At 48.5% G+C, this 14,782-nt stretch carries 10 protein-coding genes and 1 pseudogene; 4 read left to right on the forward strand and 7 right to left on the reverse strand.

The features are described from left to right. Positions 1–95: 95 nt before the first annotated feature. Positions 96–1,148: an ABC transporter substrate-binding protein gene (locus SFSGTM_RS05675; RefSeq protein WP_162084340.1), complete on the forward strand. Its 1,053-nt coding sequence runs from the start codon at positions 96–98 to the stop codon at positions 1,146–1,148. A gap of 287 nt (positions 1,149–1,435) precedes the next feature. On the opposite strand, the gene SFSGTM_RS05680 is transcribed toward SFSGTM_RS05675, so the two are convergent. After that, entirely contained in the window at positions 1,436–2,788 is a 1,353-nt protein-coding gene (locus tag SFSGTM_RS05680) for an EAL domain-containing protein (RefSeq protein ID WP_269780096.1), read from the reverse strand. Positions 2,789–2,922: 134 nt separating this feature from the next. On the opposite strand from SFSGTM_RS05680, the pseudogene SFSGTM_RS05685 reads away from it, so the two are divergent. Both SFSGTM_RS05685 and SFSGTM_RS05695 read left to right on the forward strand, forming a co-directional pair. Beyond that, positions 2,923–3,836, forward strand: a pseudogene (locus SFSGTM_RS05685) (tyrosine-type recombinase/integrase). Next, on the forward strand, positions 3,833–4,948 hold the full coding sequence (locus tag SFSGTM_RS05695; RefSeq protein ID WP_162083488.1) for an IS91 family transposase: 1,116 nt from the start codon (positions 3,833–3,835) through the stop codon (positions 4,946–4,948). Before SFSGTM_RS05685 ends, SFSGTM_RS05695 begins: the two are co-directional and overlap by 4 nt. Before the next feature lie 289 nt (positions 4,949–5,237). Here SFSGTM_RS05695 and SFSGTM_RS05700 read toward each other — a convergent pair whose 3' ends face one another. The 5 genes from SFSGTM_RS05700 to SFSGTM_RS05720 form a co-directional block, all read right to left on the reverse strand. Then, positions 5,238–7,112, reverse strand: coding sequence for a bifunctional diguanylate cyclase/phosphodiesterase (locus SFSGTM_RS05700; protein ID WP_162084342.1), 1,875 nt, complete (start codon positions 7,110–7,112; stop codon positions 5,238–5,240). A gap of 735 nt (positions 7,113–7,847) precedes the next feature. Continuing rightward, positions 7,848–8,531: a VIT1/CCC1 transporter family protein gene (locus SFSGTM_RS05705; RefSeq protein ID WP_162084343.1), complete on the reverse strand. Its 684-nt coding sequence runs from the start codon at positions 8,529–8,531 to the stop codon at positions 7,848–7,850. 206 nt (positions 8,532–8,737) lie between these two features. Beyond that, positions 8,738–10,168 carry an efflux transporter outer membrane subunit gene (locus tag SFSGTM_RS05710; protein ID WP_162084344.1) on the reverse strand — a complete coding sequence of 477 codons (1,431 nt, stop codon included), beginning with the start codon at positions 10,166–10,168 and terminating at the stop codon, positions 8,738–8,740. After that, a complete protein-coding gene (locus SFSGTM_RS05715) occupies positions 10,165–11,766 on the reverse strand; it encodes a DHA2 family efflux MFS transporter permease subunit (protein WP_162084345.1) in 1,602 nt (533 codons plus the stop codon). The genes SFSGTM_RS05710 and SFSGTM_RS05715 overlap by 4 nt, the downstream gene beginning before the upstream one ends. A gap of 2 nt (positions 11,767–11,768) precedes the next feature. Next, positions 11,769–12,800, reverse strand: coding sequence for an HlyD family secretion protein (locus SFSGTM_RS05720; protein WP_162084346.1), 1,032 nt, complete (start codon positions 12,798–12,800; stop codon positions 11,769–11,771). 152 nt (positions 12,801–12,952) lie between these two features. Between SFSGTM_RS05720 and SFSGTM_RS05725 the strand changes: the two genes are divergently transcribed. After that, entirely contained in the window at positions 12,953–13,852 is a 900-nt protein-coding gene (locus SFSGTM_RS05725) for a LysR family transcriptional regulator (protein WP_162084347.1), read from the forward strand. Positions 13,853–13,900: 48 nt separating this feature from the next. On the opposite strand, the gene SFSGTM_RS05730 is transcribed toward SFSGTM_RS05725, so the two are convergent. After that, on the reverse strand, positions 13,901–14,776 hold the full coding sequence (locus SFSGTM_RS05730) for a fatty acid desaturase (protein WP_162084348.1): 876 nt from the start codon (positions 14,774–14,776) through the stop codon (positions 13,901–13,903). Between the last annotated feature and the right edge of the window lie 6 nt (positions 14,777–14,782).

The following is a 14,782-nucleotide window of genomic DNA, read 5'->3' on the forward strand; positions in this document are numbered from 1 at the left end:
CGAGAACAATACCAATATGTGGTTTCGGCATTTGTAATGCATGTAGACTAACGCACTATTAATCTTAAATTTCAAAATGATGGAGTACGATGTTTATGTTTAAAATAATTGTCATACTGAGCTGTGCATTTTCTTTTGCCTTACCTGCTGTTGCGCAAGACAAACTCAGGATAGCTGCCACGCCCAATCCAAACATTTTCCCGCTATTGGTTGCCATGGCAGATGATCCAACCTTGCCTGTTGAAATTGTGCCAGTCGCAGACAGCAAGGAAATTGATACTGTATTTCAGCAGGGTAAGGCGGATGGCTTGCTGGCAATGACTTACACGATAGCCAAGAAGGTTACGTCAGATAAGATTCCTGATCTGCGTTTGGTGTATGTCGGATTGTGGAAAGGCTTTAGTGAGGTCACGTACAAAAAAGACGAGATCAAAAATTTCAGCGATTTACGTGGTAAAGGCCTGATTGTCTCAGGACCAACCGGAGGCGGAAAAAATGGTGGGCCAGACTTTATTTTTCAGGCAGCACTAAAGCGTAGCGGTATGACGACAGCTGATGTGCATGTTTGTTATTTGCCAGTGATGGAGGCTGTGAAATTGCTGAAGGAACAAGCGCCACTTAATTCCAATTCGCACTGTGATCCCTCGTTTTCTATGCCAGCGTCAGGGATATCTCTAGTTGAGCCTGCGGCAACAGGCTTGATTATGGATAGCATAATGTCGAGTTTTAGTGTCTCAGGTATGGAGCGGGGTATTTCATATCAACCGCTCTTCACTGGTTATACAGCTTGGCCAAATGATCAGTTACCGCATGGCGGCCTGGCAATATTAGGTTCGGTTCTTGACAACCCAGAGCAGGCGAAATTAGTCAGCAAAGTGTTGGCTGCTTATAAAAAAGCGGCAGAGAAGATCAACACAGCGCGACGATTCCGTGCAATGGGCGTGGCAAAAGTAATCAGCGCTGGCATCGAGCAAAATTTCCATGCCTATAAGCTCGAGCTTCCCGCTATGGTGGTAATGGCTGCTATGGTACGAGGAAATATGGAGTTTCGATCTGATGCCCCAGTCACTATTCAAGATGATTTGAATCGATTCCTTACCGAAGTGGTTGGCACTGCACCACCAAAGAGTTTTTATGCTTTGCAATAAGCGACAAACTGCAAACTGTTGCGCAATGACAAGCAGTATTTTGGAGTTTTAATAAATACACGTCTGTGTCGAAAACATGAAGAACTTCTGTGTCAGAGTAATGATCATGAAGGTCTGTTGTTCGGCCAAACCGGACGGTCACAATTTCTTCATCGAGGTTAGGAATACGAGCAACAGCGGCCACTTGGAATGATGATCTTCCCCGACAATCCCTCCATTAATAACAGAGACTAAAAGTAGAGGTTAAACGGCCATAGCGAGTTTGTTTAGGCGAGATACCGCCGACTTTATTTGTTATGAACTAATTTTATTGCTTTTTGTAACCGCGCAAGCTGCGCAAGAATATCATCCTTGGCGATCAGTAATGTTGCGCACAACATCTTCGCCATTTCCTTATCCCCGTTTTTACATGTCTGTACAATAGCTACTCCAATCTCATGCACTTTATTATGTAACGGTTCAATTGCAATAAACTCGCTCACTTGACCATAACGTTCCATGCCATAGTCATAATACCAATGACCAAATCGACATTGATGGGTATCAATTATTTCTGCTTGGTTTAGCCGAACATTCGGACGCTCAACTGATAGTATCAAGCGTTTAATCCATTTTAGATGGTCATGTTGCGCCACTAATAATGGAAAATCATCAAGTTCCCACTGCGTATCAGCCCACATAGACCAAGCTGGGTCTGCCACATATGTATTTGCCCAGGCCACTACTTGCATCTCAGGCATGGGCTTGGCAATGCCATAACCTTGCGCAAAGTCACAACCTAGTCGCATTAGCAGAACCCCATGCTCCGCTGTTTCTACCCCTTCAGCGATTATTCTACGATTAAATACCTTGCCCATGTTGATGATCGCTTCGATCATGATTAAATCATCATTATCATCCAGAATGTCACGTACAAAAGATTGATCTATTTTAAGTGTTTCAGCAGGCAGCCGTTTTAAGTAATTTAGCGAAGAGTATCCTGTCCCAAAATCATCTAAAGCGAAGCTCACACCCAGCGCTTGGCAATCACGTATCAGCTGACTAACCTCGTTAATATCACCTAGAGCAACAGATTCCAGCAGTTCGATTTCCAGCAAATTAGGTGGTACATTAGGGTGGCGCACCAGTGCATCTTTCAGATGTTGCAAAAAATCAATTCTCTGGAAGTGTAATGCCGCAATATTGATACTGATTACCCATGACTTGCCTGCCTTTACCCAAATCGATATTTGCTGCATAGCTTGATTCATTACCCACACACCGATATCAACAATCAACTCAGTTTTTTCTATGTGAGGCAAAAAATCTAACGGCCGTATCATACCTTTCGTAGGATGCTGCCAACGCAACAGTGCTTCCATGCCCACAATTACACCCGTACGCATGTTAACCTTGGGTTGATAATGCAAAACGAACTCATTCGCCTGCAATGCTTTCTTAATACGATTTATCGTTTGGTGATTAGATGTAATTTGTTGATCCAGAGAAGGGTCAAACAATTGATATTGATTGCGACCATGCTGTTTCGCTTGGTACATCGCCTGATCTGCGTGGCGTAACAAGGTATCGGCATCAGCCTCATCAAGTGGATATACTGTGGTGCCAATGCTGGCAGAAAGTAAGATGTGTTTACCGTTGATGACATAACGCGCTGATAGTGATGTTGAACGAAGCCGCTATCGCGGAGAAATATTCCCGAACCATCAAATTACGCAGCATAATTTCGTCTCCCCCAGCAATGGAATTTTGATTACTGTACCACGAGGAGACGACATTGACAGCCCCCACACCCATCCCCGCGCACTTCGAGCACAATCACCAGCGACTGCTGAATTGCCTCAAGCTCAGAGGCATGCAGCCTAAAACCATCGCCTTGTATTCACACGGCGTACGGCGCGCAGCGGTGTATTTTAATGACCAGATAGACGCGCTCACCAAGCCACAATTAACCGACTATTTTGTTCGCATCCTGGATACCCATTCATGGAGTACGCTCAAACATGATCTGTATGGACTGAAGTTCTATTATGCCCATGTACTCAGCCAACCCTGGCCAGGTGCGGATCTGGTTAAACCACCCAAGTCATATAGCCTGCCCGACATCATTACCGTCGCCCAGGCACAACAAATCTTCATGGCCACCCGCGTATTGAGCTACCGCGTATTCTTCTTCACCCTCTACAGCCTGGGCTTACGATTAGGCGAAGGCTTACGCTTGCAGGTAGGGGATATCGATGCGGATCGGATGCGGGTGCAAGTACGCAACGCCAAAGGCAACCGTGATCGATTGGTGCCGTTATCAGAGAACACCTTGCAGGTATTGCGCCGTTTCTGGCTCACCCATCGCAACCCAAGCTTGCTCTTTCCTAATCGACACGGCGGTCTTGCCAAATCGCACTTGGCACGCACCCCGCTGGATCGTGGTGGTATCCAGACCACCTTGGGTCAAGTGACCCGTGACTGTGGCTTAAAAAAAGAATTACACCACACAGCCTGCGCCACAGCTATGCCACCCACCTGATAGAAGCTGGCATCGATTTACTCGAAATTCAGCAGATACTCGGACACCAGTCCATCCTCACCACCATCCGCTACACCCACCTCACCGAACAACGCCATCAGAGCGCACACACTCGCCTTAATCAATTAATGGAGAAATTCCACATTCATTGGGGCAAAGTCAAATGATCAGACTGGCGCACATCGTAGCAACCTACGCAGCTAAACTGCTTGCACAACACGGTCATCACCTATTGCCCAGCCAGCAAGCTGCCTTAACCGCCTTTCAAACCTGCCGTAGCCAGATGAGCCCGAGGATGCAACTTGCCTGTGATGATTGTCAAACACCCAGCTACCTGCCACATTCCTGCGGTCATCGGCATTGCCCGCATTGCCAGGCGCACGAATCACAGCGCTGGATAGACCAGCAATTACACAAATCCATCCCCGCCAACTACTTCATGCTCACCTTCACCGTGCCCGCCCAGTTGCGCACACTGGCCTGGCAACATCAGCGCGTCATGTATGACTTGATCACACGCTGCGCGTGGGAAACAGTCAACACCTTCAGCCAAAACGACAACAAGCTGCGCGGCAGCGCAGGGGCGGTGACTGTACTGCATACCCATAACCGCCGACTGGACTATCACCCCCATGTGCATCTCGTCATGCCCGCTGTCGCCTTTAACCCCAAACAGCGACGCATGCGTCATAAACACGGCAACTACCTGTTTAACCACAAAGCCCTGGCCAAAGTATTTCGTGCCAAATTACTGGCAGGCATCAGACAAGCAGGACTCACCCTGCCAAACGATTACCCGACCGATTGGGTGGTGGATTGCAAAGCCGTCGGCACTGGACAGCACGCTCTGATCTACCTTGGGCGCTATCTGTATCGGGGGGTGATACAGGAGAAAGACATCCTCTCCGACCGGCATGGTCAGGTCACCTTCCGTTACCGGAACAGCCAAACCAAACAAATGGAAACCCGTACCTTGAGTGGTGTAGCCTTCCTGCGACTGATACTGCAACACATTCTGCCCAAAGGCTACCGCCGCGCCCGCAACTTTGGCTACCTGCATCCCAATAGCAAACTACTCACCCAGCTACAGCTGACCCACCTATGGCGACGGAACAATCCGCCGCCAGCGCAACCCAGACCAGCGATACGTTGCCAATGTTGCGGTGGGGTGATGAAGATAGTGCGCACACGTATCAAAGCGATACCGCTAGCCACATCAGCCCCATCTATAAAACGGGAACACAGAGCAGATGACACAGGGTGGGAGACCATGCGCTAAACCAGCCCACACCGCCCACCTGCCAGACTAGGCAGGTATGGCCGTGCTCGCCCTGAAGAAGGCTGAAATTGGGTTAACATGCCCGAAAAGCCGACTAAAAACGGTGAGTTGAATAGAATAAGTTGCTGCAATGGCAACGTGAAGGTCGTGAAATGGCGGGTGGGATGCGTAACGCGTCCAGTTATGCCAGCATAGTCAAAAAGATATTTCCATAAGCGCTCAAGCAACACCCGCCCCAGCCATGCCGGGCTTGTCCAACAAACGGTTCAGATTGTGGCTCGCTTCGCGATCACAATCTAACCTTATTCGTTAGAACTCGAGTCATAACCAACTCAAGTTCATCCATATCGGCAATATCGTTTAATAGTAATACAAATTCATCACCACCTAAACGTGCCGCAGTATCATCACCTCGGATAATGGCATTTAACCGACTAGCCACTTCCATCAACAGGCTGTCGCCTACATCATGTCCATAATGATCATTGACAGGTTTGAATTCATCTAAATCTATCATACAAACGGCAAGCAGTGCATTTTGTCGTTTTGCGCGAGCAATTGCGCTGTTAAAACGGTCACTGAGCAATATACGATTAGGCAAATTAGTAAGCGCATCATGTGTTGCCTGCCAACGTACCGAGTGAAGTAAACGATGTTTTTCTGTTACATCATGGAACACCAACACACACCCCAGCAAGGTGCCATCGGGCTTAAATATAGGCGATGCTGAGTCTTCAATATTATATTCTGCGCCATCTCTAGAGATCAAAAGAGTGCGACTGTTTAGCGTTACCATTTTGCCATCACGCAAAACCAAATCCACTGGGCTTTCTACTTTGTGGCGAGAACTCTCATCGATGATATTGAAGACGCTTGACAAGGGTTTGTCACGCGCTTCATCCAATGTACAACCAACCAAACCCTCCGCGACCAAGTTCATGAATATCACCAGACCTTTCATATCGGTCGTGATAACCGCATCACCAATTGAGGCTAGCGTTACTTCAGCGAGTTCTTTGGCTAAATACAAGCTTTGTTCGAGTGTTTTTTGACTAGTGACATTTTTGACGTTTATAAGTATATGTTGCTCGTCTGGCAATAGCGCTAATGACATATTAACAATCACGCGTTGTCCAGTTTTATCTATGCAAGTTTTTTCGTAAGTATCTACATAACCTGTAGCTAAAACTTGCTGCAATACGGCCATTGAGCGCAATACGTCTTCTGGGGCACTCATTGCAATACATGACGTTTTAAGCAATTCTTCTTTGCTTAGCCCAGTCATGCGCTCATAGGCAGGATTAACCGCTAAAAAATTAGATTCCAAGTCCAATACCGCAATACCATCTCTGGCGATGTTATAGAGGGTTTCAAATTTCTCTTTTTGTTGCTGAAGAGCGACTTCAAGTAGTTTTCTATCCGTAATGTCACGTACTGCCATGTGGAGTAGTAACTCTCCGTTTACGGTAATAGCAGTAAGTGATATGTCAGCATTAAATTGGCTACCATCCTTACGTAAGAATAACCACTCATAATGGTAATTGCCGTTTCGTAAAGCCAATGAATTTATCTCAGAGAACTGTTCCTGAGAGCATTTAGCATCTGCTTGATAGGGTGGCGACAATTGATACACACTCTTACCAACCATATTAGTCTTGTCATTACAGCGAAACTGACGAAGTGCAGCCGAATTGCAGTGCACAATACGTCCGCGTTTGAGTATCATCGCAGGATCAGTCGTTTCCTCAAAAAATGCCTCAAATTGTTTGTTTTGTGTAAGTAGTGTCTGTGCCTGTAACTTTTCTTTAGTAATGTCGGTACGAATAGATATATATTGTATCGGTAAGCCCGTATCATCAAGAATCGGTTTAATCGAAGCTCGTACCCAATAAATATCACCATTCTTACGTTTATTGCACAACTCTCCTAACCATGTTTGACCGCTTAATAACGTATCCCACATTCCTTGATAAAAAGAATCTGGATGTACACCAGATTTCAGTATTCGATGATTGCGACCCAGCAATTCTGATCTGGTGTAGCCCGAAATATCGAGAAAATGTTGGTTAACATAGGTGATGTTTCCTGCAGCATCCGCCATGCTCACAATTGCATGATCGTTTAGCGCAGACTCAAGAAGTTCTAAGTGAATTGATGCGTTCATTAGCATAACTCCTCTACTTTATGGATGAAGATTTGCTATATTTTATATGGCGTTAGATTGCGCAGATTGCAGCATGTATAAACATCCATACAACCCATAATAGCTTATTTTACTGGTTGTGAATGTTGTGTATTATCTTATGATAAGTTTTGTGTTCTTTTGTCGACAATTCACTACACTATGTACAAAAAATCAGGCAAGTGTTTCATCTTTATGCGTACTTTTAACGTCAAATAGTAAGATGCAAAAAATTTCACACTCAGCTCACAGACATAATTCCCCGTATCCTTACTCAAATTCAAACAACCCATCATCAAGCAGGATAATACTGCTTGATATACCGTCAAACTCAGATACCAAAGAATCTCAGCCATATATAACTCCAATGTGGATACCCAACGCCACGCCTCACTTAAAACTTCATTTTTCCATTTAACTCAACTTAATCCAAGGCACACATGCGTTTAAAGCATGTATGTCACCACTTTCATAAGGAGTAATACCATGGCAATCTCATGCCCACAGTGTCAATCAACCTGTATCGAAACTAAAAACTACGGTCGTAAAACTGGTCATGCAATCGGTTCTGTTTTGGTGGGGGGATTACCATTCCGAGTGACCACTATTGTACGTATCACGGATCTTTGATGATGAGATTATGACCATCCGGCTTGGCCGAAAAACAGTCGTTCGATATAACTTGTGCACGTCGTCACCCCGATGTTCAGTGGTATTTCATACTGATGTATTAAACAGCATACCTATGCCCGCAGTAATCGCCATAGCCAACACTCCCCACAAGGTAACTCGCCATATTCCCTTGAGTATGCTGGCACCACCTGTGTGGGCAGCCAGCCCGCCTAATAGTATAAGAAAAAGTAACGAAGTCACGCCAACTATCCAGGTAAGGTATAGCCCAGGTGCAAGCCATGCACATATCAGCGGCAATCCTGCACCGACAGTGAATGATAGTGCCGAGGTAATGGCTGCCTGTAGCGGATTCGCGCTCATGATTGCGGAAATACCTAATTCGTCTCGGGTATGCGCACCCAGAGCATCTTTAGCCATCAACTGAACCGCAACCTGTTTGGCTAACGGCATATCCAGCCCTCGTTGTACGTAAATCGCAGTGAGTTCAGCGACTTCGTGTTCGGGGTCGGTTGCCAGCTCTATCCGTTCGCGCGCAATGTCGGCTTGCTCGGTGTCGAATTGGGAGCTGACGGAAACATATTCACCCGCAGCCATCGACATCGCACCAGCAACCAAGCCCGCCACGCCGGCTATTAATATGCTGTTGTGACTGGCGTTCGATGCTGCTACCCCCATAATCAAACTGGCGGTAGATACGATGCCGTCATTTGCGCCCAGTACGGCAGCGCGTAGCCAGCCTATGTGTTGAGTTTTATGATTTTCTGACATGGGTAGTCTTTCAAAAAAATTGGCGCTGTTATGGGTATTGTCGTGGTTAGTGCATGAGTTTCAGGTTAACATCATTTAACCATTATTTAATTGTAAGCGTATGAAATATGCAGCACGGAGTGGCCTGTAAATGCATATTTGTTACAGTACCTCAGCTCAAATTATTTGAAACGAGTTCGGCTGTGATACCCGCAAACCTGGACAGGCTATTTCTGGCTTGCGATGGGAGAGCCGCCGAGTGCAACAAGCAGTCGTGCGCTATCTGCATAGCGCTGATGCTGGGCGCGTATCATGTCCAGTTGGGCTTTTGCCAGGATACGTTGTGCGTCCTGTAATGGTAATAGCCCGATAGCACCTGCCTGATAACGGCTGTGCGCCATATCCAGTGAGCTATAGGCGTTGTTTAGTGCCTGGTTTGTGATGGTTAATGTTTCGTCATCATGTGCCAGTGCGGTCAGTCCATCTGCGACTTGTCTGAAAGCAACCAGTATGGTTTGCTGATATTGTGCCAGCGCGGCTTGATAAGCCTGCTCGGCTTCGCGTTTTTGGGCGTTTAGCGTACCACCGTTGAATAGCGGCGCTGTTAGCCCAGCGGCAATAGACCAGGCATTGTTCGCTGTGTTGAATAGTCCGGCAGGTGTTAGTGCTTCCTGCATCATGTTTGCGCTCAATGTCAGTTGCGGATACAGATTTCCTGTGGCGACGCCGATGGCTGCGCTGGCGGCATGCAGATTGGCTTCTGCTGCCAGTATGTCTGGTCGTCTTTTAATCAGTTCGGATGGCAGGCTGACTGGCAATGTCTGTGGCAATGTTAGCCGATTAAAATCCACCTCTGGAGGTGTCCAGTTGGCGGGCGTTTTGCCGACGAAAATGGCAAGAGCGTGGCGGCTGATGCTGATGCGTTGTGCTATTGGTGGCAGCAGGGCTTGATCGGTGTTGAGCTGATCTTTGGCATTGAGTATATCCAGCTTGGTCATTGCGCCGGCGGCGTATGCTTCCTCAACCAGCGTCAGGGTTTTGTGGTCTTCGGCAAGCATACGTTCGATGGCGGCACTTTCTGCATGGCCAGCAGCCATTTCCAGTGTGGTGGCGACGGCGTCGCCAGTCAGGGTCATATAGGTGGCGTTGACTTCATGTGCCTGATAATTCGTCAGTGCCTGCTGCCGCTCAAGGGCGCGGTGTTTGCTGCCTGATAAATCCAGTGTCCAGCTGATAGTTGGTCCTACTTCGTAGTAGCTGAATGGCGGGATGACAAAATTGCTGGGGCCGAACAGCGCTACACCATATTTTTGTCGTCCAGCTGTGGCGCCCAGAGTCGCCTGGGGTAAAAGGCTGCCGCTGGTTGCACGCACGGTTTCCTCTGCCTGTGCCAGTGTGGCTTTGGCCGCCGCCAGGTCGTAATTATTGGCGATAGTCTGGTGGATGATGTCATTCAATGGCGCCGACGCAAATAGTGACCACCATTCCGTTTCCAGCTGTTTTCCCATCGCGATGCGCTGACTCAGTGGTGCGGATTCATTGCTGGCGATATAGGTATCTGCTTGCGGCGAGGTCGGGCTTTTGAAATCAGGGCCGACGCTGCATGCGGACAGCAACAACAGGGCGGTTAGGTATAGGCCGTATTTTTGTATGTTCATTCCATTACCGCCGTTTCTTCAGGACTTTGCGAACGTGCCGCCGGGCGTAAAAATACCAGCAGTGGAATCACCGCCAGCGTCAGCACCATCATTAATTTGTAGTCGTTGAGGTAGGCGATCATTGCCGCCTGATTGGTGATCATGTGGTTCAGTGCCGCAAGCCCTGCGGGTGTGTGGGGGGCGATATGGCTGGAGAGGAAAGCTGGGTTGTCCAGATTGTATGGCGTGATATGTTCCACCAGCCTTGCGTGCATGATCTGGGTGTTTTGTGTCAGCAGCGCGACCACGGCGGAGATGCCGATGGCGCTTCCGAGATTACGCTGCAAGTTGAAGAAAGCCGTGCCTTCATTGCGCAGTGCCGCCGGCAGTGTGCCGAATGCAATGGTGGATAGCGGTACATAAACCAGACCGACGCCAAAGCCTTGAATAATGCCGGAGATAACGATGAGGCGCTCGTCCATCAGCAGGTCGAAATTCGTCATCTGCCATAGCGAAAATGCAGTTAATCCCAATCCTGTTGCCATGATCATCCGCGCATCAAACCTGCCTATCAGCCTGCCGACCACCATCATCCCCAGCATCGTCCCCGCACCACGTGGGGCGGTGACCAATCCACTGACGATAACGGGATAATTCATTTCGTTTTGCAGCATGGGCGGAATTAACGCTAATGTGGCGAACAACACTACGCCGATGAGAAAGATAAAAATGTTGGCCATGACGAAATTGCGGTCAGTAAACAGGGCGAGACTGAGAAAAGGGTGCGGGTGGGTAAAACTGTGCACCACAAAATAATATAGCGCGATGCCTGCTACCATGGCTTCCAGGATGATTTCTCTGGAATTAAACCAGTCGTTGATACCGCCACGGTCGAGCATTAATTGCAGAGCGCCTATGCACAGGCTCAAGGTCACGAAGCCGAAGAAATCGAATTGCTTTAACAGCTTTTTTGTTTCTGGCATGGAAGCTGACAAGCCGAGGAAGGCGATGATGCCAACGGGCACGTTGATGAAAAATACCCAGCGCCAGCTGTAGTCGGCGGTCAGCCATCCACCCAGTATCGGGCCAAGTACGGGACCCAGCGTCACCCCTATACCCCACATGGCCATGGCTTTGCCGTGGTTTTCTGGCGGGTTGATGTCAAACAGAACTGCCTGCGACAGTGGCACTAGTGCCGCGCCAGACATGCCTTGTAGCAGTCGGAACAATACGATTTCCGGCAGGCTGGTGGCGATGCCGCATAACGCTGAGGTCACGGTGAAACCGACGATGGAAATCAGAAAGACTTTTTTACGGCCAAAGCGTCCGGCCAGCCAGCCTGTCAGTGGGATCATGATGGCGGTGGCGATGATGTAGGAGGTCAGCACCCAGCCCATTTGATCCTGCGTGGCAGATAGCTCGCCCTGCATTTGCGGCAGGGCGACGTTGGCGATGGTCGAGTCCAGTGCCTGCATGATGGTCGCCGCCATGATGGAAAAGGTGATGAGCGGGCGATTTAATTTGGCAGTGGCAATATCCGCATGGGGCGGATGGGGGACTGCTGAGCCTTCGCCAGCTTCTGCGCTGATTTCCTCCAGCGGAGTTGATTGCGTTTCCATGACTATAGCGCTTGCAAGCGACTGTGCTGGGTGTCTACATCGACTATAGCACTGAGCCCGGAACGTAATGGACGTTTGGGATCAAGGTCGTCTATGCTGATGCGTACTGGCAGTCGTTGTACGACTTTGACCCAGTTGCCAGTGGCATTTTCGGGTGGTAGCAGTGCAAAACTCGCACCAGTGCCTGAACTCAGGCTGGTGACGCTGCCGTGGAAACTGTGGTCTGGATAGGCATCAACGTCTATGGTGACTTTTTGTCCTGGGTGCATGTTAGTAAGCTGGGTTTCCTTGAAATTCGCCTCTATCCAGATGATTTTGCTGGAGATCAGTGAAAATACGGGTGTGGCTGCATTGATGTACTTGCCGGGCTGGAGTTGATCTACTTTGGATACGATGCCGTCCATCGGGGCTTTGATGATGGTGTATGACAGGTTTAATTGCGCGCGTTCCAATACAGCTTGTGCTTGCTGCACGTCTGGATGCGCGTTGATATCGGTTGTAACTGCGTTGCCCAGCAGCGCATGAATATTATTCTGTTCTTGCCTTGTTGCGTTCAGTTTCTGCGTAGCATCATCTACTGCGTGTTGTGCCATTTCCAGCTGTTCCTGGGACGAAATGCCTTTGCCCGCCAGTATTTTTTGACGATCTAGTTCGCGTGTCTGGTAGCGTAGCGTAGCCACTGCGGCCTGTGTATCTGCCTGACGCTGGGTGTAGGTGGCTTGCAGCGCTGCGGTTTGCAGGCGGGCATTAGCCAGTTTAGCGTTTGCGTCCTGGATGGCGATGAGATAGTCGCGGTTATCCAGTGCAAATAGCGGGTCGCCCTGATGTACCTGCTGGTTTTCTTTCACGAAAACCTGGGTGACGCGGCCGGCAATATTGGCGCTAATGTCGACATGGGCAGCTTGCACATAAGCATTGTCAGTAGAAACGATGCGTCCACCGGTGAAATAAAATATCACGGCAAGTGTCAGGAACAGTATTCCGCCAGCGATAAACAGGGGGCGACGCAGTTTGTTGGGTGCTGGATTGTTCATGTGTGTGCCTGTGCTATAGACCATTTCGATAATGGCATTGTAGTTGAGTCTGATTGTGATGATAATGCCTGATAATGCATATACATTATGTGGTTTAAGCGAACAATCAACTGCTTGCCGGACGGGTGGCTGTTATAGACAGGAAATGAAAAATGCGTGGATCTGAATTTGCTGAATTGCGTGCTTTTATTGAGGTGGTGGAGCATGGCAATTTTTCTCGTGCGGCGAGTGCATTGGGGTTGGCACCGTCAACACTGAGTCAGACTATACGGGTACTGGAACAGCGGTTGGGTGTGCGATTATTGCAACGGACTACGCGTAGCGTATCGCTGACGGAGGCGGGAGAGCATTTGCTGGCACGGATACAACCTGCTTTTGAAACACTGGATGCAGCAGTGGAATCTATCAATGATTTTCGGGATATGCCCATGGGTACATTGCGGCTGAGTGTGTCGCATATACCCGCGCAAATGATATTGGCGCCGATGTTGAAAGGTTTTCTGGCAGCTTATCCCGCTATCAATCTGGATATCAGCGTCGATAATGCCAATGTCGATATCGTTAAGGGGCGATATGATGCGGGCATCCGTCACGGCAGTATGATTGCTCAGGATATGGTCATGGTAAAGGCCAGCGCACCCTCGCGCATGATAGCTGTGGCCTCACCAGAATATCTGGCCAAACACGCCATGCCCGAATCGCCGCAAGATTTACAGCATCACGCTTGTGTCTGTTTCCGGCGTGGTAATCAGCAAATGTTGTTATGGGAATTCGAGAAAGCGCACAAAAAAATCGAGGTCGGCGTTAATGGTCCATTAATCGTCAACGAAGTGGATTTGATGGTAAAGGCGGCATGTGACGGCATCGGCATAGGCTACATGGCAGAAACGTATATGAGTCAATACATAGCGCAAGGCCGACTCATACCCATACTGACCGATTGGTCGCCGACTTATGACAGCTGGTACTTGTATTACAGTAGTCGTCATCATCTATCGGCGCCACTTAAGGCATTCATACAGTTTTTACGCGACTCCTTGAGTAAAAATTAAGCGTATAAGTTGGCGCTTCATGTTACTTAAAATTGCGAGTCTCATACATTAAAATGCAGTCAGAAATGAAACTGCATTAATGCCGGTGGCTAGCCCCTGGCTGGCGTCCTTCATATACTCTGCGCCATTGCCTTCCTGTTCATATGTCATCACCCGCGCCACGCGGAATCGTGAGTAACATTTGAGTTGGGCGGCAAAGGGGATTACGTCATCAGGGTTTTCACCAAATAGTTCGCGGTGTAAGGCTGGCAACTGGAACCAGGGGGTGGTGGGTCTGGCGTGGTGTGCATTGTGAAAACCAAAATTCAGCACTATCAAATTAGGCCATTTGTACTTCAGCGATATTGGGTTGCTGAAAGTGTGGGCTTGTTCGTATACGCGGTCACTTTTGTGAGGTAAGGGTGTTTTGTCGAACAAAGTATGTGTGCCAGCATAGTCATGCTGTAAATTATCCATGAAGCGCAGCACTATCAGCATGAGCATGTAGGCGACTGCATACAGTACGGCGACACGTGGATAGAACCAGAGCAGTGTGCCGTATAAGCTACCTCGAATCACGATAGCCGTGAGATTGTAGAGGCGTTGGGATTTGCGCTGCGGGATGATAAATGAGCCAAATACCAGCATGCCATGCATGATAACTTCATGCGCAGGTATGTACAGCCACTCCAGCGCAAGTACTAGCTTCAATATCAAAGGGTGACGTTTGAACCATGCTTGGTAGTCGAACCAGCACAGGTCACCATTATCGACGTGATGACGAAAGTGCTTGAAACGCACATCCTCGTATGTGCCATAGCAGCTGCCGTTCACCCACATCAGCATGCGGCCTAATCTGGCATTGTGTTCGTTGCTCTTGAATATCGTGTTGAACGAAGCCGCTATCGCGGAGAAATATTCCCGAACCATCAAATTACGCAGCATAATTTC

The sequence above is a fragment of the Sulfuriferula nivalis genome (assembly GCF_009937995.1).
Lineage (GTDB): Bacteria > Pseudomonadota > Gammaproteobacteria > Burkholderiales > Sulfuriferulaceae > Sulfuriferula > Sulfuriferula nivalis.

Bases quoted from the DNA above. Each gene is read 5' to 3' on its own strand.
- SFSGTM_RS05675 (WP_162084340.1), top strand. From the start codon at position 96: ATGTTTAAAATAATTGTCATACTGAGCTGTGCATTTTCTTTTGCCTTA.
- SFSGTM_RS05695 (WP_162083488.1), top strand. From the start codon at position 3,833: ATGATCAGACTGGCGCACATCGTAGCAACCTACGCAGCTAAACTGCTT.
- SFSGTM_RS05700 (WP_162084342.1), bottom strand. From the start codon at position 7,112: ATGAACGCATCAATTCACTTAGAACTTCTTGAGTCTGCGCTAAACGAT.
- SFSGTM_RS05705 (WP_162084343.1), bottom strand. From the start codon at position 8,531: ATGTCAGAAAATCATAAAACTCAACACATAGGCTGGCTACGCGCTGCC.
- SFSGTM_RS05710 (WP_162084344.1), bottom strand. From the start codon at position 10,168: ATGAACATACAAAAATACGGCCTATACCTAACCGCCCTGTTGTTGCTG.
- SFSGTM_RS05715 (WP_162084345.1), bottom strand. From the start codon at position 11,766: ATGGAAACGCAATCAACTCCGCTGGAGGAAATCAGCGCAGAAGCTGGC.
- SFSGTM_RS05720 (WP_162084346.1), bottom strand. From the start codon at position 12,800: ATGAACAATCCAGCACCCAACAAACTGCGTCGCCCCCTGTTTATCGCT.
- SFSGTM_RS05725 (WP_162084347.1), top strand. From the start codon at position 12,953: ATGCGTGGATCTGAATTTGCTGAATTGCGTGCTTTTATTGAGGTGGTG.
- SFSGTM_RS05730 (WP_162084348.1), bottom strand. From the start codon at position 14,776: ATGCTGCGTAATTTGATGGTTCGGGAATATTTCTCCGCGATAGCGGCT.